Here is a 21,307-nt window from a genome sequence, read left to right as displayed (position 1 = left end):
CATGAACCGCCGCAGCTTCATCAAACGCAGCCTGTTTACGCTCGCCGCCACCGGGATGGTGCCCTCGCTGTTCAGCCGCACCGCCCTGGCCGCGGGGGGCAACGGAAAGATCCTGGTGCTCTACCACCTCTTCGGGGGCAACGACGCGGTCAACACCCTGATCCCCTACAACCAGCCCGAGTACGCGGCCTACCGCCCCGACATCGCCATCCCGGCCGCGAACGTCCTCGACCTGGGCGCCCCGGGCATGACCCTGGGGTTGCACCCCGCCATGCAGCCCATGGTGGACGACCTCTGGAACAACGGCCAGCTGGCCCTGATCAGCCAGGTGGGCTACCCCAACCACAACCGCAGCCACTTCGTCTCCACCGCCATCTGGAACACCGGGGACCCCGAACGCCCCAACAAGACCGGCTGGCTCGGGGGCTTCATCGACGAGCAGAACGACCCCTTCTGCGCGACCAACTTCGGCTCCACCCTGCCCCGGGCGCTGCGCGGCGTACACACCTCGGGGCTGAGCATCGAAAGCATCGGCGGCTTCGGCCTGGGCAGCAGCGACTGGGAGCAGCAGCTGCAAAGCGAGCTGCAGCGCCAGATCCAGCAGGTCCGCAGCGGCACCGCCGAGGAGGTCCGCCGCGCCATGGACCACATGCTGCGCAGCGTGGACAAGGTGCGCGGCGCCCAGGCCGGCGAGTTCGCCCCGGCCACCACCTTCCCCAACAGCAGCTACGGCCGCCGCTTCCGCGACATCGCCCGCCTGATCAAGTACGACTTCCCCTCCCAGGTCTACTACGCCTCCTCGGGCGGCTTCGACACCCACTCGGGCCAGGGCGGGGTGCAGGGCGCTCAGGCCAACCTGCTCGCGGGCCTCTCCGAGGCGCTCTCGGCCTTCCGCCAGGAGATGATCCTTCAGGGCAAGTGGAACGACGTGATGGTGATGGTCTTCAGCGAGTTCGGCCGCCGCGCCAAGCAGAACGCCTCGGCCGGCACCGACCACGGCAAGGGCGGGGTGATGTTCGTCACCGGCGGCGCCGTCCAGGGCGGCGTCTACGGCGGCGAGCCCAACCTCGCCGAGGAAGCCCTCGACAAGGGCGACCTGCCGGTGAAGGTCGACTTCCGCAGCGTCTACGCCGCGGGGGCGCAGTTCATCGGGGCCAACCCTGCGGAGCTGGTCGGCGCGGAGTTCACCCCCATCAACCTGGTCTGACCGCGCGATTACCAAACGGGCCGCCCCGCGCGCACGCGGGGCGGTCTTCCTGCATTGGCGACTACTTCAAGCCGGCCAGTTTGTAGTTCAGGTCGATGTAGCTCTTCCACTGCTCGGGCACGTCCTCCTCGGGGAAGATGGCCGAGACCGGGCAGGCGGGAACACAGGCGCCGCAGTCGATGCATTCCTCGGGGTGGATGTACAGCATGTCGTACTCGGCAGGCGCCTCGTAAATGCACTCGACGGGGCAGACCTCGACGCAGGCCTTGTCTTTGACGCCAACACAGGGTTCACAGATGATATGGGCCATACCGCACCTCCTTTCGGCGGCCCACCGCGGGCGCGCCTGGGTCTATTGTAAACGATGGCCCGTGACGGATAGCCCTAAACCGTGAGGCGGCCGAAGCCCATCAGCTGAAAGAAGCGCTCGCGGGTGATCACGCCCAGGACCTCGCCGTTCTGGACCACGAAGACGACGGGGCTCTTCCAGAAGAGGGCCGAGAGCTCGCTCACGGCGACGTCGGCGGGCACCACCGGCGCCTGCTCCCAGGGGACCATGTGGTCTTCGAGCCCGAGGACGCCCTGGGGCTCGCCGGCCTCGGTGAGCACGGCCAGGCGCCCCTCGAACGACTCCACCTGTTCGATCGTGGGCAGCGGCCGCGCCACCTTGCCTGCCGAAGGCGGGGCCACCAGGCCCGCGGTGAGCAGGGTGGTGCAGGGGACGCGGACGGCGCGCTTGGCCGCCCAGAGGCCGAAGGTGAAGGCGAAGACGAAGGCAATCCCCTCGAGTACGCCCCAAACGTTGAAGCCCTCCCAGCCGAAACGCCCCTGCCCCTTGAACAGGGCGTGCAGCACGAAGGCCGCCAGCAGCCCCGCGGCCAGCGCCGCGAGGTAGGCGATGGCTCCCGCCCAGCGCAGTTCACGAACCGTTCGCACGCGCATCCTCCCCCTCGAACCAGCGGATGTCCTCTTCGCTGTCGGCGTCCACGCCCACCTCGGCGTGGTTCGTGACGAGCGCCCGCATCGGCATCCCGAACAACTGCTCGGCCCGCCGCTCCACGTCGGCGATGGTGAGCCGGCCCAGGAGCAGCTTGAGCAGCACCCCCCAGCCCACGGTTCCGGCGAGCGCCAGCGGCTTCTTGCGCAGGGCGACAATCTTGCGCGCCATCGGCAGCGCCCGCTCGAAGAGGGCCTTGTCGAGCAGGATCAGGTTCCCCCCGGTGAAGACGCCGTCGCGCAGCCGGGCGTAGGTGCGGCGCATGCCCGGCCAGCGGGCCTCGACCGCCGCCTTGGGAACGATCGGGTAGACGAGCGCGGCCTCCGGGGCGCGCTCGAGCAGGTCCCGCACGGCCTCCAGCGTGATGAAGGGGTTGTCGCCGCTGGCGACGATCACCCGCGCGCTTCGGGCCTCGGCCAGCCCCGACTCCAGGTTGGCCAGCAGGCTGCCCTGATCGGGCAGCACCGCGTCGGGAGCGGGTACGAGCCCCTGCGCCGGCACGGGCCCCACGTAGACGATGCGGTCCACCTCCGGGGTGGCCTTCAGGGCCTCGAGCGTGAACTCCACCATCGGCCGCCCGCGCACGGGCGCCAGGGTCTTGCTCGGCACCCCGTACCGGGCCGCCAGGGGGTCTTCGGGCGAACCGCCCGCGAGCACGATTGCGTCCACAAAGCCTACGATAACACCCCGCCGCGCAGGCCGCGCGGCGGGGCGAAGGCGCGGAGGATCAGCGGATGCGCTGCAGCCGCACCACGAACTTGTGGTAGCCTCCCGCCTCGAGGCGGACCGTCTCCACGTAGACGTGGTACCCCGGAGCGAGGACGACGAGCTCGCGGCTGCCCGGCGAGACCTTGGCGACCAGCCGGCCGTTCTTGGTCTTGCCCAGGAAGTAGCCGTCGAGGAAGACCTGGGCGTCGACGTTGACGCTGAGGTCGAGCGTCGCCTTCGCCGCGGTCAGGCGGGCGTAGACCCGCGTGGTCGCGCCGGGGTCGACGCGGACCCGGGCCCGGTAGCTCGTGTAGCCGTCCAGGCGCACCTCGACGTCGTGCATCCCGGCGTCGAGCTCCATCAGGAGCCGCGTGCGCCCGCGGTAGGCGCCGTCCACGTAGACCTCGGCGCCGTCGGGGGTGGAGGTGACCTCGAGGGTCCCGGTGCGCACCACCGCGACGAGGCGCGGGCTCAGGCGGGTGGTCTGGCCGGCGCGCACCTGGACGCGGGCGCGGTAGGGCTCGTAGCCCTCGAGGCGCAGCTCCACGTCGTGCATCCCCTCGTCCAGCGCCAGCTGGACCGGGGTGCGGCCGACCGGGTCGCCGTCGACGTACACCTGGGCCCCCTGCGGCGAGGAGTCGACGGACAGCGTTCCGGTCCGTACCGTCCGCACCAGCCGCGGGCTGAGGCGGGTGGTCTGGCCGGCGCGCACCTGGACGCGGGCGCGGTAGGGCTCGTAGCCCTCGAGGCGCAGTTCCACGTCGTGCATGCCCGGCCGCAGCTCGAGCGCCAGCGGCGTGCGCCCGCGGTAGGCGCCGTCGATGAACACCTTGGCGCCGCCGGGGCTGGACTCGACCGTCAGCGTGCCCGTCGCCGGCGGCGGCGGCGCGCGGCGGCCCACGAAGTAGCGGATCGCGTCGGTCGCCCACTCGCGGTTGGGCACGGGACGCACGATGATCGAGAGGGTCTGCGACAGGTTGCGCAGCCCCCTCAGGTTCACGCGCCCGCTCTTCACGTCGGCGAGCTCGCCCAGCGAGAGCGGCCGCAGCGAGGCCAGCGCCAGCACGTAGTTCTCGCCTTCGGGTCCGGTGATGGTGAACTCGTAGCGCGCCCCCTTGGGCGGGTAGGTGCGGGTCTCGCCGGCGCGCAGGCGGTTGTTGCGGTCGTAGGCGTTCGGCAGGATCAGGTCGACGCTGCCGTCGGCGTTGACGTTGAACAGGTAGACGTAGGCGTCGCGGTTCACCTCGACGCCGATACGGATAGGCTCACCAATCTTGTATACGGCGTTGCCGCTGCGTCCCGGGTCCTTGTCCACCCAGACGGTGACGGTGAGGTCGCCCGGGGTGGGGTTGACGATGATGCCCTGGGGCGAGATCGTCGCCTGGGCCATCGCCGCCCCGGCCAGCGACCAAAGCAGCAGGAATAGCCATCTGCGCATATGCTTCACCTCCGTCTTCAGCCTACCCTGCGCCCTCACGAGAAGATGTAAACGAGGTGTAATAAACTTTAATTTTTCTCTCTTGCGGCGTTTAGGCTTCCCGGACCGCGCCCATCTGGCGGAAGCGGCGGTAGCGGTCCTCGAGCAGCTCTTCGGGCGTGAGCCGCTCGAGCTCCGCGAGCTCCTCGGCCAGCGCCTCCGCCAGGGCCTGCATGGCGCGCTCGGGGTGGCGGTGCGCTCCGCCGCCCGGCTCCGGGATCACCCGGTCGACCACCCCCAGCTCCCGCAGGTCGTGCGCGGTCAGCTTGAGGGCGTCGGCCGCCTGCTCCGCCTGGGCGGCGTCGCGCCAGAGGATGGCGGCGCAGGACTCGGGGCTGATGACCGAGTACCAGGCGTTCTCCATGATGAGCACGCGGTTGCCCACGGCGATGGCGAGGGCCCCGCCCGAGCCCCCCTCGCCCAGGATGACCGCGACGGCCGGCACCCTGAGCCGGCCCATGCGCTGGATCGACTGGGCGATGACCCAGGCCTGGCCGCGCTCCTCGGCGGAGACCCCCGGGTAGGCGCCGGGGGTGTCGACCAGGCTGACGAAGGGGAAACCGAAGCGGTCGGCAAGGTCCATCATCCGCATGGCCTTGCGGTAGCCCTCGGGGTGGGGCATGCCGAAGTTGCGGTGGATGTTCTCCTTGGTCGTCTTGCCCTTCTGATGCCCTACGACGACGACGCTGCGCCCGCGGAAGCGCGCCAGCCCGCCGACGATGGCGGGGTCGTCGGCGAAGGCGCGGTCGCCGTGCAGCTCGATAAAGTCTTCGAAGACGTTTTCGACGATGTCCAGGGTGGTGGGCCGGCCCGGCGCGCGGGCCAGCTGCACCCGCTGCCAGCGGCTCAGGTTGGCGAAGGTCTCCTTCTGCAGCCGCTCGAGCTTCTGCTCCAGCAGCGCGATCTCGTCGGAGAGATCGACGCCCTTCTCCTGGGCGTACTCGCGCAGCTCGCGGATGCGCGATTCGAGCTCGAGGATCGGCTGTTCAAACTCAAGCGCCATCGGCCTGGGCTCCTTCGGGGTGCAGCAGGCGGAGGATCCGCGCCAGCGTGGCCTTCAGCTCGGACCGCGGCACCACCCGGTCGAGGAGGCCGTGCTGCAGCAGGAACTCGGAGCGCTGGAAGCCCTCGGGGAGGTCCTGGCGGATCGTCTGCTTGATGACGCGCGGCCCGGCGAAGCCGATCAGCGCGCCCGGCTCGGCCAGGATGACGTCGGCCAGCGTGGCGAAGCTGGCCGTCACCCCGCCGGTCGTGGGGTCGGTAAGGATGGAGACGTACGGCAACCGGCGCTCCCAGAGGCGGTCGAGCGCCATCGTGGTCTTGGCCATCTGCATCAGCGAGAGCGCGGCCTCCTGCATGCGCGCCCCGCCGGAAGCGGCGACGATCACCAGGGCGCGGCCCTCGGCCGCGGCCCGCTCGGCACCCCGCGCGATCTCCTCACCGACGACCGAACCCATCGAGCCCCCGGCGAAGGCGTAGTCCATGGCCAGGAGCACCGCCGGCACCCCCTCCACGGTGCAGGTGCCGCCGTAGATGGCGTCGGGGCGGCCCGTCTTCTGCTGGTAACGGGCCAGGCGTTCGGTGTAGGGCTCGGTGTCGCGGAAGCGCAGCGGGTCCTCCGGCAGGACGTGCCCGGTCGTCGGCTCGAAGCTGCCCTCGTCGGCCAGCAGGCGGACCCGCTCCTCCACGCCCATGCGGAAGTGGTAGCCGCACTCGGGGCAGACCATCAGGTTGGCCTCGAGGTCCTTCTTGTAGATCTGCGCCTCGCAGGCGGGGCACTTGAGCCAGAGCTCGGGTACGTCGCGTCCGCCTCCCCGCGTCCGGCGGCGGCGGAACAGCCGGTCCAGGGCCATTAATCCTCCTTAGCGGGTGGCTGCTTGCCCTTGGGCGGGGTCTCCGAGGTGACCGTCGGGGGGAGCTGCTTGCCGTCGCCGGTCACGCTGCGGCCCACGAAGGTCGCGCCCGCCTCGATGTCGAGCGCCTTGGCCACGACGTCGCCCTCCACGCGGGCGCGTTTGGTCAGGGTCAGCTTGCCGTCGGCGATGATCTTGGCCCGCACCTCGCCGTTGACCAGGATGTTGCGCGCCCGCACCTCGTCGCCCTCGATGCGGCCGCCCGGGGCGATCTCCAGGTCGCCGTCGATGAGCAGGGAGCCGAGGATCACGCCGTCCACGCGGACCGGACCCTTGGCCTTGAGGTCGCCGTGGATCTGGGTGCCCGCGGCGACGAAGGTGGGGGCCTGGGAGGAACCGCCCGGCTTGGGTTGGGGGGAGGGTTTGCGACCGAACATAGTGTGTAGTTTACCGGTTTGCGTAGCTGGGAGCCTTGAGGTAGGGGACCGGGTTGACGGCCTTGCCCCAGACGAAGACGGAGTAGTGGACGTGGGGGCCGCTGGAGCGCCCGGTGCTGCCCACCTTGCCGATCACCTGGCCGCGCTCGACGGTCTGACCGCGCTTGACCAGGATCTTGGACATGTGCCCGTAGAGGGTGCGGTAGCCGTAGCCGTGGTCGATCTTGACGTAGCGGCCGAAGATGTTCGACCAGCCGGCCTCGATCACCTTGCCCGGAGCGGTGGCGTAGATCGGGGTGCCGTACCAGGCGGGCAGGTCGAGGCCGTCGTGGAACTCGTAACCGCGGCCGAAGGGGTTGCGGCGGGTGCCGAAGCCGGAGGCGATGTAGGTGTCGACCTTGAGCGGGTAACCGACGGGCCGCGCGGCTTCCTTGGCCAGGGTTTCCTGGAGGGCGGGCTCGACCTCGCCGTTGAGGTCGCTCAGCAGCGTCTTGAGCCGGTCGGCGGTGAGGTTGTAGAGGTCCTCGGCGGAGAGCGGCCGGCCGCCGCCGCCCTGGCCCTCGGAGGCGGGGGTGCGCCCGTTCACCGGCGTCAGCTCGAGCTTGGGCAGACCGGCGCGTTCGCGCAGGCGGTTGATCTCGGACTCGAGGGTGTCCAGCTCCTCGAGCATCTTCGCCGCCTGACCCGCCAGGTTCTCGTTGCGGTTGCGCTCGGCCGCCAGCTCCAGGCCCAGCTGCCGCGCCTGCTCGGAAAGCAGCTCGAGGCGCTGCTGGGTGTCGTGCAGCGCGTTCAGCTTGTAATAGGCGTAGCCGCTGGCCGCGGTCCAGACGAGCACGATCAAGGCGGCCAGCAGGAGCGCCAGGGGCCGAAAGGAGACCACCAGGGGCTCGCGGCCCGTTCGGGTGATCAGGATGGTGTAACGCTCGTTTACCCGCCTCTTCATACCGCCCGTTTCTCCTTTGGTGGCGCGGGCAGGCGCACGTAAAAGCGAGGAATCATGCGACGACTTCCAGGATCAACGGGGGAACGCTGGCGCGTTGCCCAATCCGGTAGGCCTCCTTCAATCGTTGCGACGATTCCTCAAGTCCGCGCCCCGCGCGATGAAATACCGTAGCCAGTATATCACCCTCGGCCACGCGGTCGCCAACCTTCTTGGCGAGCCGCACCCCCACGCCGTGGTCGATCGCGTCGCCCTTGCGCTCGCGGCCGCCGCCCAGCCGCAGCACCGCCAGCCCCACCCGGTAGGCGTCGAGCTCGGTGACGACGCCGGACGCCTCGGCGCGCAGCTCGTAGACGTCGGGGGCCAGCTCGAGCCGCTCGGGTTCGTCCACCACGCGCGCGTCCCCGCCCTGGGCGGCCACAAAGGCGCGCAGCTTTTCGAGCGCCGCGCCGCTCTTCCAGACCGCCTCGGCCCGGGCCGGGTCCTCGCCGGCGGCCTCGAGCGCCTCGCGCGCCAGCGCCAGCGAGAGCTCGGTCAGGTCGCCCGGCCCCTCGCCCCGCAGGGTGGCGATCGCCTCGCGCACCTCGATGGCGTTGCCCACCGCGCGGCCCAGGGGCTCGTCCATCTGGCTCAGCACCGCCCGCACCTCGCGCCCGGCGTGCCGGCCGATGGAGACCATCAGCCGCGCCAGCTCGCGGGCGTGGGCCAGGTCCTTCATGAAGGCCCCCTTCCCCACCTTGACGTCCAGGGTGATGATGCGGGCGCCGGCGGCCAGCTTCTTCGACATAATCGAGCTGGCGATCAGCGGAATCGAGGGCACCGTGCCCGTGACGTCGCGCAGGGCGTACATCTTGCCGTCGGCGGGGGCCAGGTTCTTGGACTGCCCCGCGATCACCAGCCCCACCTCGCGCGCCTGGCGCAGAAATTCCTCGTCCGAGAGCTCGGCCCGCCAGCCGGGGATGCTCTCCAGCTTGTCGATCGTGCCGCCGGTGTGGGCCAGGCCGCGGCCGCTCATCTTGGCCACCACCAGCCCCGCGGCCGCGAGGATGGGCGCGACGACGAGCGTCGTCTTGTCGCCCACGCCGCCGGAAGAGTGCTTGTCCACCGTCTTGCCCAGGCCGGCGAGGTCGAGCACCTCGCCCGAGTGGGCCATGGCCAGCGTCAGCTCGGCGGTTTCGGCCGCGGTCATGCCCCGAAAGTAGACGGCCATCAGCCAAGCGGCCATCTGGTAGTCGGGGACCGCCCCCTCCACGTAGGCCGCGATCCACTCCTGCAGTTCCGCCGGGGAATGCTCCCCGCCGTCCCGCTTCTTCTCGATGAACTCCACGGCGTGCATACCGGTCAGCATAATCCGCGATCGTGAGGAACGACACCCCGAAACGGGGGCGCACGCCCCTTGCCAAAGGCCGGCGCGCGGAGGAGAATGAAAACGAGGGAACAATCAACCGGCTGACGCGATCCGTCCGCCTTGCGTTATCGTGCCCCGTTCTCCACGGGAGGTGCATTATGAGAAGGACGTTCGCGGTACCCGTTCTGGCCCTGCTGGCGGCGCTGTGGCTCGGCGGCTGCAACCAGCAGCAGGGCACGGAGGTGTCGGTCAAGCTGATCAACCAGTGGGGGACCCCGGCCACGGCCACGGTGATCTACCAGGTCGGCGACGGGGCGTGGAAGCTGGCCGCCCAGAAAGACTACGGCGAGTACAGCTTCATGGTGCCCCCCGGCGAGACCCGCTACGGCGTCTCGGTCAACTGCCTGCCCGGCATACCTCTCTTGAGCACCTTTGGCTTCTTCACCACCTACCAGCTCACGACGAACGACACCACGGCGCCCGTCTTCTCCTGCCTCAACATCAGCGACCAGCAGTTCACCGAGGTCACGGTCAACTGGGACGTCAGTGCCGTGGGCGGTGACCGGCTGCGCACGGTGGCGCCCGCAGACGACTCCGAGGATGCCAGCTCGCCCGATACCGTCCAGGCGCTCGTTGGTTCGCAGCAACCCTTCCTCTACCTGGCCTACAACGGCAGTTTCGACTTCGCCAACCTCGTTGGTATGCGCTATGAACGCAGCGACTTGAGCGGCTACGACAACCTTACGGCTACCTTCACCGCCGCCGATACCCTGACCACGGGTACCGTCAGCGGCCCCTCCGCCCCGTCGGGTTTCAGCGGCTGTGACTTCGGGGCGGCCTTCGCTACCCCCGAGGGGCTGTTCGCGGAAGATCTGGGTCAGGGCAGCGGTAGCCCCTGCAGCGGCAGCTTCGCCAAGGTGCCGGGAGCAGGGAGCGACGACGTCTACGTGATGCAGGCGAGCTACCAAGACATCGTCAACGACCGCTCGCTGATCAGCATGGCCTTTCCTGCGGCCGCCGGTATCGGCAACGTGAACCTTCCGGCGCTGCCCACCGCCTGGCCCACGAGCTACAGCGTGACCGCGGCCGCTCTGCCCACCTTCGACCTCGACCACCCCGACGCCGACGTGACCGGTTACATGATCCTCTACGCCGCCACCACCGCCACCAGCGGACCGACCAGCTACTGGCAGATCTACGTAAGCCCCGACTGGCTGGACAACGCCACCGGCTACACCCTGCCCGACCTCTCGAGCGCGCCCGACTTCAGCGGCCTCAAGCCCCTTTCGGGCGACGAGGCCATGTGGCAGGTGGCGGCCTTCTTCTCGGACCGGCCGATCGGCGACTGGCTCAGCAGCACGCGCTGGATCCCCACCGGCGGCCCCATCGTGGCTCCGGTGCTGCCGGGCACCTCGATGGGCGCGGCCTCCATCAGCGGTACCTACACGGTTCCCTAGCCTCAGGGCGCTTGGAAAGAAGACCGGGCCCGTGGCCCGGTCTTCTTAAGCAACGCGCCCGCCGGCTAAAATTAATCGGCCTTGCCGCTCGAGCCGAACAGGTCCATGCGCGCCTCGACGACCTTTCGCATCTCCTCGCGCGCCGGGCCCAGGATCTTGCGCGGGTCGAAGACCTTGGGGTTCTCGTTCAGCACCTCGCGCACCCGGGCGGTGAAGGCCAGGCGCAGGTCGGTGTCGGTGTTGATCTTGGCGATACCCTCGGAGACGGCCTTCTGGATGTCCTCGGGAGCGATGCCGTGGGCGTCGCCGATCTCGCCGCCGGCGGCGCGGAAACGCCGCACCAGCTCCTGGGGCACCCCGCTCGCACCGTGGAGCACCAGCGGGTAGTCCTTACCCAGCAACTCGGCGATCTTGACCAGGCGCTCGTGGTCGATGAAGGGCTTGCCCTTGCCCTTGTAGGGGCCGTGCGAGGTGCCGATGGCCACCGCCAGGAAGTCGATCCCGGTCTGCTCCACGAAGAGCTGGGCCTCGCGCGGGTTGGTGAGCAGGGCGTCCTTCTCGTCCACGGCCACGTGCTCCTCGATGCCCGCCAGCCGCCCCAGCTCGGCCTCGACGCTCACCCCCACGGCGTGGGCCGCCTCGACGACGCGCCGGGTCTCGCGCACGTTGGTCTCGAAGTCTTCCCCCGACTTGTCGATCATCACCGAGGTGAACCCGTAGCGCAGCGCCCTGAGCACCGTCTCGTAGGACGCGCCGTGGTCCAGGTGCACGGCCACCGGCACCCTGGCGTCGCGGGCCGCCTCGCGCACCATCGTGGTGAGCTCGCGACCTCCGTACTTGAGCGCGCCTTCGGAAAGCGCGAGAATCACGGGGCTGCGCTTGGCCTCGGCCGCCTCCAGGATCGCCTGGGTGATCTCCATGTTGTTGGTGTTGAAGGCACCGACGCCGTACCCCTGCTTGCGGGCCCTAGAAAGGATCTCCAGACCGGTTACGAGCATGCCTACCTCCCGCCCTGATTGTACGGCAAGGGTCAGTCGGTGAAGCTCTGACCGGTCATCTGGGTGAGCAGCAGCTTGAACTCGTGGGGGCTGGTGGCGAAGTCCTGCGCGTCCTCCAGGGAGATGACGCCCTCCTTGTAGAGCTCGACCAGGTGCTGATCGAAGGTGTGCATGCCGCGCACGTTGTCCTCCATCAGCGCCTCCTTGATCTGCGGCGTCTTGGCCTCGTCCTTGATGTACTCACGGATCAGCGGCGTGGCCACGAGCACCTCGTGGGCCAGCGCCCGACCGCGGCCGTCGGCGCGCGGCAGGAGGCGCTGGGAGACGATGCCCAACAGCGACTCGGCCAGCAGGATGCGGATCTGCTGGTGCTCGTGCAGCGGGAAGAAGTCGATGATGCGGTTGATCGTGCGGATCGAGTCGAGGGTGTGCAGCGTCGAGAAGACCAGGTGGCCCGTCTGGGCCGCGGTGATGGCCGCCTCCACCGTCTCGCGGTCGCGCATCTCGCCGATCAGGATCACGTCGGGGTCCTGACGCATCGAGTACTTGAGGCCGGTCTGGAAGGAGTCGGTGTCGACGCCCACCTCGCGCTGCACCACCAGGCTCTTCTTGTTGCGGTGTAGGTACTCGATCGGGTCCTCGATGGTGATGATGTTCTTGGGGTAGTGGGCGTTGATGTGGTCGATCAGGGCCGCCAGGGTGGTGGACTTACCGGAGCCGGTGGGGCCGGTGACGAGGACCAGGCCGCGCTCCTGGCCGCCGAAGTGTTCCATGATGGGGCGCGGCAGCCCCAGCGCCTCGAAGCTGGGGATGGCGTCGGAGATGACGCGCATCACCAGGCCCATGGAGCCGCGCTGGCGCAGGAGGTTGCAGCGGAACCGGGCGACGCCGGGGATCGTGTAGGCGAAGTCCATCTCTTTTTGGTATTCGAACATCTCCCACTGCTCGGGGGTGAGCAGCACCTTGATGATCTGTTCCACCTCGGCGGGGCTGAGCTCCTTGGGGCTGAAGGGCTTGAGCTTGCCGTCGATGCGCACCGTCGGCGGCGCCCCCGCCTGCAGGTGGATGTCGGAGGCGCGCTGCGCCACCATCGCCTTCAGCATGTCCACGATCGTCACGGGTTCCAGACCTCCATGTTGTCAATCAAGCGTACCGTAGGAAAGCGGCCGGCCACAACGGCCCGGGCTCCCGGTACCCATTCTTGCAAAGGCTCGAGCGTCTCGGGGTGCACCACGGCCAGGTAGTCGGGGGTGAACTCGGGCACCTCGGCCAGGACGCGCGCCCCCGCCCGCTCCGCCTCCCTGGGCGAGGCCCCGGCGGCCGCGGCCTCGCGTACGGCCAGAAGCGCCCGGTAGAGCACGGTGGCCTTGGGGCGTTCGGCGGGCGTCAGGTAGACGTTGCGGCTCGAGCGCGCCAGCCCGTCGGGCTCGCGCACGATGGGCACGGGCACGATCTCGACGCCCAGGTTGAGGTCGGCGGTGAAGCGGCGCACCACCTGGAGCTGCTGGTAGTCCTTCTCGCCGAAGTAGGCGCGGTCGGGACGCACCAGGTTGAAGAGCTTGGTCACCACCGTGGCCACGCCGTCGAAGTGACCGGGGCGGCGTTCGCCCTCCCAGCGCTCGGTCAGCGGGCCGCCCACGTGCACCGTGGTGGCGAAGCCCGGCGGGTACATGGCCGCGGGGTCGGGGTGGAAGATCCAGTCGGCCCCGGCCGCTTCGGCCAGGCGGGCGTCGCGTTCGAGGTCGCGCGGATAGCTTTCGTAGTCTTCGCCCGCGCCGAACTGGAGGGGGTTGACGAAGATCGAAACCACGGTCTCGGCGTTCTCCGCCGCCGAGCGGCGAATCAGCTCCAGGTGCCCCTCGTGCAGGTAGCCCATCGTGGGTACCAGGCCGCGGGGTCTAGGCCCGGTCCGTGGCAGGTCTTCCGGTTTCCGGAGGATCCTCACGGGACTCAGTATATTTCATGCGGTACATCGCCGCGTCCGCCCGGGCCAGCAGGGTCTCCAGGCTCGAGCCCTCGTGGGGCCGCCAGGTGACGACGCCGTGGTCCCCGGCGAGGCGGACCCGGCCCATCGACGTGGCGATCGGCTCCTCGAAGACGCGGCGGATCCGCCCCGCCAGCGAGCCGGCCGGTCCCGCCACCAGGAACTCGTCGCCGCCGTAGCGGATCACCAGGTCCTGCGGCCGCACGCCCGCGAGCAGCCGCCGGGCCAGCGCCTGCAGCACCTCGTCGCCCCCGGCGTGGCCGTAGGCGTCGTTGATGCGCTTGAACCCCTTGAGGTCGATGAAGGCCAGGTCGAAGGGCTCGCGACGGCGCACCCACTCGGCCAGGCGCTCGAGCCCCGCCCCCCGGTGCAGCACCTGGGTGAGGGGGTCGAGCAGGCTCTGGCGGCGTTCACCCATGAGCGTCAGCGAGGTCACCACGAAGAGAAGCACGCCCATCGTGTGCACCCCGAGGTAGGCCCCGTATCCCGGACCCCCGAGCCCGCCCAGGGCGAGGACGCCCCAGCCCAGCGCCGCCAGCAGCGCCAGCAGCCGCAGTTCGCCGTAGCGGGCGTTCATCGTCACCATGGCGAAGAGCCAGAGGTAGACCAGGATCGCCAGGGGGCTTTCGGAACGTCCGCCCAGCTGCAGGATCGCGAGCACCATCGAGAGGTCGAAGACCAGGTTGAACCAGTCGAGCCAGACCCCCGCGCGCACGCTCGTCTTCCAGATGAAGAAGAAGTGGGCGACGGCCACCGCGGTGAGCCCCAGGTAGACGCGCGGGTCCATGGGGACGACGCGCGTCAGCACCAGCAGCCCCACGGACACGCTGACGATGGCGCGCGACACGATGCCCGCACGCCACCTCCGGGTTCCCGACCGTTGCAGCATCGTCCTCACCCTACCTGTACGCCGCTGCCGTAACTACCCCTCTTTGAGGGGGAGCAGGCGGCCCAGCAGCCGCGAGGCGTAGGCGAAGGTCTCCTCGACTTGGAACCAGCGCACCCCCGCGGGGGCGTCGCTGGGCCAGTGCCAGTTGGGCGGCACCCCGCCGGCGAGCCGGATCAGCGTGAGCACGGCGCGCCCCCGGCGGGCGAAAGGCAGGGTGTCGAAGTAGGCGAGCCGGTACGCCACGGGCGCCGCCCCCTCCAGCTCCCGCGCCGCGGCCAGCAGCGGGCCGCGGTGGGGGTAGTAGGCGAGCATCCCCTCGCCGGTGGCGTAGTGGAGCGTACCCGCACCCACGTTGTCCACGTTGAGCACCCAGGCGTCCGGCGGCACCCGGCCCGAGGCAAGCAGCCGTTCAGCCCCCGCCGCTCCGGTTTCCTCGGCGCCGGTGAGCGCCAGCAGCACCCGCCAGCCCGCCGGCGGCCGCCGCGCCAGGTCCATAAAGAGCCGGGCGACCACGGCCACGCCGCTGGCGTTGTCGTTGGCGCCGTTCACGTAGGGGGCTTTGAGCTCGCGCCAGCCGAGCAGGCCCGCCTGCGCCAGAAAATAAGCGCCCACCAGCGCCCCCGCGACGCCGCCCCACCACGCCAGCGGCACAGCCAGCCCGGCCAGCGCCGCGTTGGACAAGAACTGCGCCCGGAAGCCGCGCACCCGGGCGGGGTGGTAGGCGAAGTAGGTCTTGGCGGTGTCGTAGTGGGCCATCAGCACCAGCGTACGCGGCCCCTCCCCCGCCTCGGCGAGCACGTTCTGCGAGGTCGCCCGGGCGAACAGCCGCTGCCAGGGCCGGGGCCAGCCGGAAAAGTAGGCCCAGAAGCCGTAGAAGCCCAGCGCTGCCAGCCAGGCCCAGCCGAAAAGCCCCCCGAGCCCCAGCGCCAGCGAGATCGCCAGCACCTCGGGCCCCCAGCTGGCCGGAGCACGGAAGCGCTCCACCTCGGGGGCGAAGCCGTGCGCTTCCAGGTAGGCGGCCAGCCACTCCGCGGCCTCGCGCTCGAGCCGCGTGCCCGTACCCCGGTGCTCGAAGGCCACCAGCCCCCGCCAGACCTCGCGCATGCCCCCAGCCTACCGCGTAGAGTATGCTGAGCCGCGTGGGAAAGAAGAAGAAGCTGAAGAAGCTCTACCAGCGTCAGCTCGAAGAAGCCAGGAAGCCCACCCTGGGCAAGATGCTGCGCCTTTTCCTCAAGACCTTCCTGCTCTTTTCGGCCCTGCTGATCCTGATGAGCGTGGGGATCGCCTCGGGGCTGGCGGTATTGAAGAGCTGGTGGGCCCAGCTCATCGTCTACGCCGGGGCCTACATCCTCTTCCAGCCCTGGCTGATGCGCGAGTTCCGCCCCCCGCCGCCCAAAGAGCTGAAGTAGGGGCTCGCCGGGTCCGCCGTCCCTCTATAATCGGGGGAAGATGCTCGACTTCACCCAAAAGATCACGGGAACCGGCCTCACCTTCGACGACGTGCTGCTGCTGCCCGGCTACTCGGAGGTGCTGCCCGCCGAGGTGGACACCCGCACGCGCCTCACCCGCACCCTGGCCCTCAACCTGCCCCTGCTCTCCGCCGCCATGGACACGGTCACCGAGGCCAAGATGGCCATCGCCATGGCCCGCGAGGGCGGGATCGGGGTGATCCACAAGAACCTCGACCCCCGCACCCAGGCCGACCACGTCCGTCGCGTCAAGCGCAGCGAGGCGGGGATGATCACCGACCCCATCACCCTGCCCCCCAACGCCACCCTCGAGGACGCCGACCGGCTGATGGGCGAGTACAAGATCGGCGGTCTGCCGGTCGTCGACTTCCACGGCCAGCTGCTGGGCCTGGTCACCAACCGCGACATCCGCTTCGAGACCGACCTCTCCAAGCCGGTCTCCGAGGTGATGACCCCGCGCGAGCGCCTCGTCACCGGGCCGCCGGGGATGACCCTCGACGAGGCCGAGGCGGTGCTGCGCAGGCACAAGATCGAGAAGCTGCCGCTGGTGGACGAGTCCGGAAAGCTGCGCGGCCTGCTCACCCTCAAGGACCTGGTCAAGCGGCGCCAGTTCCCGCGCGCCGCCAAGGACGCCCAGGGCCGGCTGCTCGTCGCCGCCGCGGTGGGCACCGGCGCCGACCTGGAGGAACGCGCCGGCCTGCTCGTCGAGGCCGAGGTGGACGTGCTCGTGCTCGACAGCGCCCACGGCCACTCGAAGGGGATCCTGAACGCGCTCGCCTACCTGAAGCGAACCTACGGCGAGCGGGTGCAGCTCATCGCCGGCAACGTCGCCACCGGCGAGGGGGCGCGGGCGCTGGCCGAGGCCGGCGCCGACGCGGTCAAGGTGGGCATCGGCCCCGGCTCGATCTGCACCACCCGGGTGGTGACCGGGGTGGGGGTGCCGCAGATCACCGCGGTGATGGAGTCCGTGGCCGCGCTGGCGGGGTCGGACGTGCCGGTGATCGCCGACGGCGGCGTCAAACAGACCGGCGACGTGGCCAAGGCGCTGGCCGCCGGCGCCCACACGGTGATGCTGGGCAGCATGCTCGCCGGCACCTACGAGGCCCCGGGCGAGGAGATCATCAAGGACGGGCGGCGCTACAAGATCTACCGCGGCATGGGCTCGCTGGGGGCGATGAAGCGCGGTTCCTCCGACCGCTACTTCCAGACCGAGGCCAAGAAGCTCGTGCCCGAGGGCATCGAGGGCATGGTGCCCTACAAGGGGCCGGTGGGCGACGTGCTCTACCAGATCGTCGGGGGGCTGCGCGCGGCCATGGGCTACACCGGCAGCCCCGACATCGAGACGCTGCGCAGCAAAGCCCGCTTCGTGCAGATCACCATGGCGGGGCTGATCGAAAGCCACCCCCACGACGTGACCGTGACCAAGGAAGCGCCGAATTATTCGAGATAGCTTGTAGCCCGTGGCCTGTGGCCTGTAGCCTGTGGAAATAAGTTTCGATCCACAAGCTACAGGCCACAAGCTACAGGCTGATCTTCTCCTCCACCGCCCGCACCTTGGCCTCGAGCCGCCCCGGAGGGCCTGCGCGCACGTCGAACTTGGCGGTGGCGTAGACGCGGTTGCAGTCTTCCGCTAACGCCGCGTAAGCCCGGTTCAGAAGCTCGGTCGCCTCGGCCATCGTCTCGGTCTCGACGATCGTGCCCATCGCGGTGAGCTGGTGAGGGTGGCCGCTTTCTCTGATCACGCGCAGCACCCGCGCCACGTAGGCGCTCACGCTCTCACCCTTATCGGTGGGAAAAATGGCGAACTCCATGAGGACCGACATCATCCCTCCTTCCCCGCCTCTTCGGCCCAGGTCTGCAGGGGCTCGGGCTTCTTCAGGCCCCGGGGGTGGAAGCCCAGCTCGAGCACCTGCTGCCCCTTCGAACCGTAACGAAAGACGGTGACCCCCTTGAGGCCGAGCCGCCAGGCCTCCAGGTAGATCCGCTCGATCTCCTCGGGCGTGGCCTCGGGACGCAGGTTGATCGTCTTGGAAACCGCGTTGTCCACGTGGGCCTGCCAGGCCGCCTGCATCTTCAGGTGGTCTTCGGGGCTCACCTCGAGCGCCGAACGGAAGACCCGCCGCACCTCCTCGGGCACCCCGGGCACGTCCTCGAGCGTCCCCGTCGCGGCCACCTCGCGCACCACCCGCCGCCAGTCGGCGCCGTGCTCTTCCATCATCCGCACGAAGAGCGGGTTCACCTCGGGCAGGGCCTCGCCGCCGAGGACGCCCTCGCGGGTGTAGGCGACCGCGAAGAGGGGCTCGATCGAGGGGGTGGTGCCGGCGATGATGCTGATCGTTCCGGTGGGGGCGATCGAGAGCAGGGTGGCGTGGCGCCGCGGTCGCTCGGGGTCGCGGGCGTAGGGCAGGTTGGGGAAGGCGCCGCGCTCGCGCGCCAGTGCCGCGCTCGCCGCTTCGGCTTCGGCGCGGACGAAGGCGGCGACCTCGCCGGCGAGGCGGCGGGCGGCCTCGGTGTCGTAGGGCAGACCCAGCCGGATGAGCATCTCCGCCCAGCCCATCACCCCCAGCCCGATCTTGCGGTTGCGTTCGGCCATGAGTGCGAAGGGGGTAGCGGGGTAGCGGTTCACGCGGATCACGTCGTCGAGGAAGCGCACGGCCAGGTGGACGAGTCCGCGCAGCCCCTCCCAGTCGACCTCGCCCCCGCGCACCCGCCGCGCCAGGTTCAGCGAGCCCAGGTTGCAGCTCTCGTAGGGCAGAAGCGGCACCTCGCCGCAGGGGTTGGTGGCGCGGATCGGACCCAGGCCGGGCAGCGGGTTTTGCCGGTTGATCGTAGAGAGGAAGACCATCCCCGGGTCGCCTCCGGCCCAGGCGGCCTCGGCAATGCGCCGGAAGAGCGCCCGCGCCGGTAACCGCCGCACCTCGCGCCGGTCCCGCGGGTTCACCAGCGCCCAGTCCGCGTCGGCCTCGACCGCCTCGAGAAAGGCGTCCGTCGCCCCCACCGAAAGGTTGAAGTTGCGCAAGACTCCCGGGCGCCGCTTGGCGTCGGCGAAGGCCTCGACGTCGGGGTGGTCGGCGTCGAGGATGCCCATGTTGGCCCCGCGCCGCTTGCCCCCCTGGCGCATCTCCTCGGTGGCGCGGTCGAAGACCCGCAGGAACGAAAGCGGGCCCGAGGCGCGCCCGCCGGTGCGGACGACGCGGTCGCCCTCGGGGCGGACGGCCGAAAAGTTGAACCCGGTGCCCCCGCCGCTCTGGTGGACGAGGGCGGTCTGGTGCAGGGTCTGGAAGATCGCGTCGATGGCGTCGTCGATCGGCAGCACGAAGCAGGCCGAGAGCTGGCCCAGGGGGGTGCCGGCGTTCATCAGCGTAGGCGAGTTGGGCAGGAAGTCCAGCCCCGCCATGGCCGCTTCGAAGCGCTCGGCCCAGGCCTCGGCGTCCTTGCGGCTCCCGTAGTCGAGCTCGGCCGCGGCGACCCCGCGGGCGACCCGGCGGAAGAGGGCCGCGGCGTCCTCGACGGGCCGGCCCTCGGCGTCGCGCAGAAAGTAGCGCGCGCGCAGCACCCGCAGGGCGTGGGGGGTGAGGTCGGCCACGGCTACTCCTCGAAGAGGGCGTCGAAGGCGCGCCTGGAGCCCTTGGGGGTGGCGCGGCGGTAGAGCTCGCCCTTCTGCTCGAGCTTGCCCTCGGCCAGCAGGGCCGCGAGCGCCTTTTGCAATTCCAGCCGTGAGAGCTCCTCCCCCGCTTCGTCGAGCCAGCGGACGATCTCGCGCTCGCCCGCCCAGCCCAGCTTCTCGACCGCGGTCAACACCCAGCCCTTGGCGTCCATGCCTTCATTCTAGGCGTAGCGCTCGCTCTGCAGCCGCCACAGTTCGGCGTACTCGCCGCCCCGGGCTAAAAGCCCGCCGTGGTCGCCCGCCTCGACCAGGCGACCGGCTTTGAAGACGAAGATGTGCCCGGCCGTGCGTACCGAGGCCAGCCGGTGGCTCACCAAGAGCGCGGTACGGCCCCGGGCCAGCTCGGCGAAACGGGCGAAGAGCCGCGCTTCGCTGCGCGGGTCGAGGGCGGCGGTGGGCTCGTCGAAGACGAGCAGCTTGGCCTTACGGTAAAACGCCCGCGCCAGCGCCACCTTCTGCCACTCCCCGCCCGAGAGTTCAGCGCCGCCGAAAGCCTTGCCGAGAAGGGTGACCGCCCCCGCGGGCAGCCGCGAGACCAGCTCCGCCGCGCCCGCCTGCGCGAGCGCCGGCCCGGCGGGCTCCCGCGCCTCCAGGTCGGCGAGGCGCACGTTCTCCTCGAGGCTGAGCGCGTAGCGGCCGAAGTTCTGGAAGACGGCCGAGACCCGCCGCCGCCAGGCGGCCAGGTCGAGCTCGCGCAGGTCCACCCCGTCCACCAGCACGCGGCCCTCGCTGGGGTCGTAGTAGCGCAGCAGCAGCTTGACGAACGTCGTCTTGCCCGCGCCGTTCTCGCCCACCAGCGCCGCGGTGCGGCCGGGCTCGAGCCGCAGCGAGACGTCCGCGAGCGCAACCCGCCCGTCGGGGTATCGAAAAGAAACGTTTTCGAAGACCACTTCGGGCGGCCCGGGGTTCAGGCGAAGCCGGCCGCCGGTGATGCGTGGCTCGGCTTCCAAGAAGGCCCGCAGCTCATCCATGTAGTAAAGCGAGCGCTCCAGCATCCCCAGCGCCTCCACCAGCAGCGCCAGCTCGGCCTGCAACCGGTGCAGCGCCGCGGTCACCTCGACCACGCCGCCCACCCCCACGCCGCCCTTTAGCACGCTCCCGAACGTCCACCCCAGCCCCAGGGCGCTGGGGAGAACGTAGACGCCCGAGACCAGGACCTCGCGCCGCCGCACCGCCCGGCCGCGGGCGTGCAGCGCGCGAAAGTTGCGCTCGTAGAAACGCGCCCAGAAGCCGCCGCTGGCGAACAGGCGCGTCTCCGCCGCCAAATCGGGGCTGAGCACCACCCCGGTGGCGTAGTCCATGCGCCGCGCCTCGGGGCTGGTGCCGACGACCGTCTCCCAGACCAGCCGCTGCAACCGCACCCCGGCAAGGGCGTAGGGCAGCGTCGAAAGCAAGAGCGCCGGCGGGTAGACCCAACCCCAGCGGGCCACCAGCAAGAGTAGCGGCAGCGCCGTCAGGGCCGCGAGCAGCACCTGGCCCAGGAAGATCGAGAGGTTCATGGGGGCGTAGCTGGCCTCGCGCCGCAGCCGCTCGACCCGCTCGTAGAAGGCCGCGTCCTCGAAGGGCTCGAGCCCCGCGAACCGGTTCATCTTCTCCATCAGCGCCCGGTTGACCCGGGCGGTGAGGCGTTCGTTGAGGTTGCCCTCCACCATGCCCGACAAGGGGTCCAAGAGCCGCTCGGCGAGCAGCGCCCCCAGCCAGACCCCGCCCCAGCGGGCGAGCGCGTCGCCGTCCCCGGCCGCGGCGGCCGCGGCCAGCCGCCCCACGGACAGCACCACCCCCGCGGGCACCAGCGCCCGCAGAACCAGCAGACCCCAAAACCCCGCCGCCAGCGCCGGAGCGGCGCGAACGACGAAACCAAGCGCAAAAGCCATGC

22 protein-coding genes are annotated in these 21,307 nt (G+C 70.2%); 4 read left to right on the top strand and 18 right to left on the bottom strand.

The features are described from left to right. Position 1 precedes the first annotated feature (1 nt). Positions 2–1,207 carry a DUF1501 domain-containing protein gene (locus HNQ05_RS06275; RefSeq protein WP_147147039.1) on the top strand — a complete coding sequence of 402 codons (1,206 nt, stop codon included), beginning with the start codon at positions 2–4 and terminating at the stop codon, positions 1,205–1,207. Positions 1,208–1,268: 61 nt separating this feature from the next. Here HNQ05_RS06275 and HNQ05_RS06270 read toward each other — a convergent pair whose 3' ends face one another. From HNQ05_RS06270 to HNQ05_RS06230, 9 genes are all read right to left on the bottom strand, one after another. Next, entirely contained in the window at positions 1,269–1,517 is a 249-nt protein-coding gene (locus HNQ05_RS06270) for a ferredoxin (protein WP_013457093.1), read from the bottom strand. Positions 1,518–1,591: 74 nt separating this feature from the next. Further along, positions 1,592–2,143, bottom strand: coding sequence for a CBS domain-containing protein (locus tag HNQ05_RS06265; RefSeq protein WP_147147037.1), 552 nt, complete (start codon positions 2,141–2,143; stop codon positions 1,592–1,594). Further along, on the bottom strand, positions 2,127–2,873 hold the full coding sequence (gene mobA / locus HNQ05_RS06260; RefSeq protein ID WP_147147035.1) for a molybdenum cofactor guanylyltransferase: 747 nt from the start codon (positions 2,871–2,873) through the stop codon (positions 2,127–2,129). The genes HNQ05_RS06265 and mobA overlap by 17 nt, the downstream gene beginning before the upstream one ends. A 58-nt stretch (positions 2,874–2,931) precedes the next feature. Further along, positions 2,932–4,350 carry a PEGA domain-containing protein gene (locus tag HNQ05_RS06255; RefSeq protein ID WP_147147033.1) on the bottom strand — a complete coding sequence of 473 codons (1,419 nt, stop codon included), beginning with the start codon at positions 4,348–4,350 and terminating at the stop codon, positions 2,932–2,934. Positions 4,351–4,441: 91 nt separating this feature from the next. Further along, a complete protein-coding gene (locus HNQ05_RS06250) occupies positions 4,442–5,392 on the bottom strand; it encodes an acetyl-CoA carboxylase carboxyltransferase subunit alpha (RefSeq protein ID WP_147147031.1) in 951 nt (316 codons plus the stop codon). Then, positions 5,382–6,242, bottom strand: a complete 861-nt coding sequence (gene accD / locus HNQ05_RS06245; protein WP_147147029.1) for an acetyl-CoA carboxylase, carboxyltransferase subunit beta — start codon at positions 6,240–6,242, stop codon at positions 5,382–5,384. Before accD ends, HNQ05_RS06250 begins: the two co-directional genes overlap by 11 nt. Then, a complete protein-coding gene (locus HNQ05_RS06240; RefSeq protein WP_147147027.1) occupies positions 6,242–6,679 on the bottom strand; it encodes a bactofilin family protein in 438 nt (145 codons plus the stop codon). Before HNQ05_RS06240 ends, accD begins: the two co-directional genes overlap by 1 nt. Positions 6,680–6,689: 10 nt before the next feature. Continuing rightward, on the bottom strand, positions 6,690–7,622 hold the full coding sequence (locus HNQ05_RS06235; protein WP_147147026.1) for a M23 family metallopeptidase: 933 nt from the start codon (positions 7,620–7,622) through the stop codon (positions 6,690–6,692). A gap of 52 nt (positions 7,623–7,674) precedes the next feature. Continuing rightward, a complete protein-coding gene (locus tag HNQ05_RS06230) occupies positions 7,675–8,955 on the bottom strand; it encodes a thymidine phosphorylase (RefSeq protein WP_183677661.1) in 1,281 nt (426 codons plus the stop codon). Between the two features lie 170 nt (positions 8,956–9,125). Between HNQ05_RS06230 and HNQ05_RS06225 the strand changes: the two genes are divergently transcribed. Beyond that, a complete protein-coding gene (locus HNQ05_RS06225; protein ID WP_147147023.1) occupies positions 9,126–10,424 on the top strand; it encodes a hypothetical protein in 1,299 nt (432 codons plus the stop codon). Between the two features lie 71 nt (positions 10,425–10,495). Here the strand turns inward: HNQ05_RS06225 and fba are convergent, their stop codons facing one another. Genes fba through HNQ05_RS06200 form a run of 5 tightly spaced genes read right to left on the bottom strand, consistent with a single transcriptional unit; the run spans position 10,496 to position 15,399 of the window. Continuing rightward, on the bottom strand, positions 10,496–11,422 hold the full coding sequence (gene fba / locus HNQ05_RS06220) for a class II fructose-1,6-bisphosphate aldolase (protein ID WP_147147022.1): 927 nt from the start codon (positions 11,420–11,422) through the stop codon (positions 10,496–10,498). 32 nt (positions 11,423–11,454) lie between these two features. Next, positions 11,455–12,525 carry a type IV pilus twitching motility protein PilT gene (locus HNQ05_RS06215; protein ID WP_147147103.1) on the bottom strand — a complete coding sequence of 357 codons (1,071 nt, stop codon included), beginning with the start codon at positions 12,523–12,525 and terminating at the stop codon, positions 11,455–11,457. Between the two features lie 11 nt (positions 12,526–12,536). After that, positions 12,537–13,367: a pantoate--beta-alanine ligase gene (gene panC, locus HNQ05_RS06210; protein WP_147147020.1), complete on the bottom strand. Its 831-nt coding sequence runs from the start codon at positions 13,365–13,367 to the stop codon at positions 12,537–12,539. Beyond that, positions 13,321–14,295, bottom strand: a complete 975-nt coding sequence (locus tag HNQ05_RS06205) for a GGDEF domain-containing protein (RefSeq protein WP_147147018.1) — start codon at positions 14,293–14,295, stop codon at positions 13,321–13,323. Before HNQ05_RS06205 ends, panC begins: the two co-directional genes overlap by 47 nt. Positions 14,296–14,328: 33 nt before the next feature. Further along, the gene (locus tag HNQ05_RS06200) at positions 14,329–15,399 is read right to left on the bottom strand and encodes a M28 family peptidase (RefSeq protein ID WP_147147016.1); all 1,071 of its coding nucleotides are present in this window, start codon (positions 15,397–15,399) and stop codon (positions 14,329–14,331) included. A 35-nt stretch (positions 15,400–15,434) separates the two neighbouring features. On the opposite strand from HNQ05_RS06200, the gene HNQ05_RS06195 reads away from it, so the two are divergent. Further along, positions 15,435–15,704: a hypothetical protein gene (locus HNQ05_RS06195; RefSeq protein WP_147147014.1), complete on the top strand. Its 270-nt coding sequence runs from the start codon at positions 15,435–15,437 to the stop codon at positions 15,702–15,704. A 40-nt stretch (positions 15,705–15,744) separates the two neighbouring features. Further along, a complete protein-coding gene (guaB, locus tag HNQ05_RS06190) occupies positions 15,745–17,214 on the top strand; it encodes an IMP dehydrogenase (RefSeq protein ID WP_147147012.1) in 1,470 nt (489 codons plus the stop codon). 70 nt (positions 17,215–17,284) lie between these two features. On the opposite strand, the gene HNQ05_RS06185 is transcribed toward guaB, so the two are convergent. The 4 genes from HNQ05_RS06185 to HNQ05_RS06170 are packed head-to-tail and all read right to left on the bottom strand — an operon-like array spanning position 17,285 to position 21,305. Beyond that, on the bottom strand, positions 17,285–17,587 hold the full coding sequence (locus HNQ05_RS06185) for an MTH1187 family thiamine-binding protein (protein WP_147147009.1): 303 nt from the start codon (positions 17,585–17,587) through the stop codon (positions 17,285–17,287). Then, on the bottom strand, positions 17,587–19,350 hold the full coding sequence (locus HNQ05_RS06180; RefSeq protein WP_147147007.1) for an adenosylcobalamin-dependent ribonucleoside-diphosphate reductase: 1,764 nt from the start codon (positions 19,348–19,350) through the stop codon (positions 17,587–17,589). The genes HNQ05_RS06185 and HNQ05_RS06180 overlap by 1 nt, the downstream gene beginning before the upstream one ends. Positions 19,351–19,352: 2 nt before the next feature. Then, complete coding sequence (locus HNQ05_RS06175; protein ID WP_147147005.1) at positions 19,353–19,583, bottom strand: hypothetical protein; 231 nt, start codon at positions 19,581–19,583, stop codon at positions 19,353–19,355. Positions 19,584–19,592: 9 nt separating this feature from the next. Continuing rightward, positions 19,593–21,305, bottom strand: coding sequence for an ABC transporter ATP-binding protein (locus HNQ05_RS06170; RefSeq protein ID WP_147147003.1), 1,713 nt, complete (start codon positions 21,303–21,305; stop codon positions 19,593–19,595). Between the last annotated feature and the right edge of the window lie 2 nt (positions 21,306–21,307).

This window comes from Oceanithermus desulfurans (assembly GCF_014201675.1).
Lineage (GTDB): Bacteria > Deinococcota > Deinococci > Deinococcales > Marinithermaceae > Oceanithermus > Oceanithermus desulfurans.
The sequence above is the reverse complement of the archived record's forward strand: the minus strand, read 5'-3'. Positions and strand labels throughout refer to the sequence as shown.

Bases quoted from the DNA above. Each gene is read 5' to 3' on its own strand.
- HNQ05_RS06240 (WP_147147027.1), bottom strand. From the start codon at position 6,679: ATGTTCGGTCGCAAACCCTCCCCCCAACCCAAGCCGGGCGGTTCCTCC.
- HNQ05_RS06215 (WP_147147103.1), bottom strand. From the start codon at position 12,525: ATGCTGAAGGCGATGGTGGCGCAGCGCGCCTCCGACATCCACCTGCAG.
- guaB (WP_147147012.1), top strand. From the start codon at position 15,745: ATGCTCGACTTCACCCAAAAGATCACGGGAACCGGCCTCACCTTCGAC.
- HNQ05_RS06275 (WP_147147039.1), top strand. From the start codon at position 2: ATGAACCGCCGCAGCTTCATCAAACGCAGCCTGTTTACGCTCGCCGCC.
- HNQ05_RS06205 (WP_147147018.1), bottom strand. From the start codon at position 14,295: ATGCTGCAACGGTCGGGAACCCGGAGGTGGCGTGCGGGCATCGTGTCG.
- HNQ05_RS06250 (WP_147147031.1), bottom strand. From the start codon at position 5,392: ATGGCGCTTGAGTTTGAACAGCCGATCCTCGAGCTCGAATCGCGCATC.
- HNQ05_RS06230 (WP_183677661.1), bottom strand. From the start codon at position 8,955: ATGCACGCCGTGGAGTTCATCGAGAAGAAGCGGGACGGCGGGGAGCAT.
- HNQ05_RS06185 (WP_147147009.1), bottom strand. From the start codon at position 17,587: ATGTCGGTCCTCATGGAGTTCGCCATTTTTCCCACCGATAAGGGTGAG.
- HNQ05_RS06235 (WP_147147026.1), bottom strand. From the start codon at position 7,622: ATGAAGAGGCGGGTAAACGAGCGTTACACCATCCTGATCACCCGAACG.
- HNQ05_RS06225 (WP_147147023.1), top strand. From the start codon at position 9,126: ATGAGAAGGACGTTCGCGGTACCCGTTCTGGCCCTGCTGGCGGCGCTG.
- accD (WP_147147029.1), bottom strand. From the start codon at position 6,242: ATGGCCCTGGACCGGCTGTTCCGCCGCCGCCGGACGCGGGGAGGCGGA.
- HNQ05_RS06200 (WP_147147016.1), bottom strand. From the start codon at position 15,399: ATGCGCGAGGTCTGGCGGGGGCTGGTGGCCTTCGAGCACCGGGGTACG.
- HNQ05_RS06175 (WP_147147005.1), bottom strand. From the start codon at position 19,583: ATGGACGCCAAGGGCTGGGTGTTGACCGCGGTCGAGAAGCTGGGCTGG.
- fba (WP_147147022.1), bottom strand. From the start codon at position 11,422: ATGCTCGTAACCGGTCTGGAGATCCTTTCTAGGGCCCGCAAGCAGGGG.
- HNQ05_RS06270 (WP_013457093.1), bottom strand. From the start codon at position 1,517: ATGGCCCATATCATCTGTGAACCCTGTGTTGGCGTCAAAGACAAGGCC.
- HNQ05_RS06170 (WP_147147003.1), bottom strand. From the start codon at position 21,305: ATGGCTTTTGCGCTTGGTTTCGTCGTTCGCGCCGCTCCGGCGCTGGCG.
- HNQ05_RS06255 (WP_147147033.1), bottom strand. From the start codon at position 4,350: ATGCGCAGATGGCTATTCCTGCTGCTTTGGTCGCTGGCCGGGGCGGCG.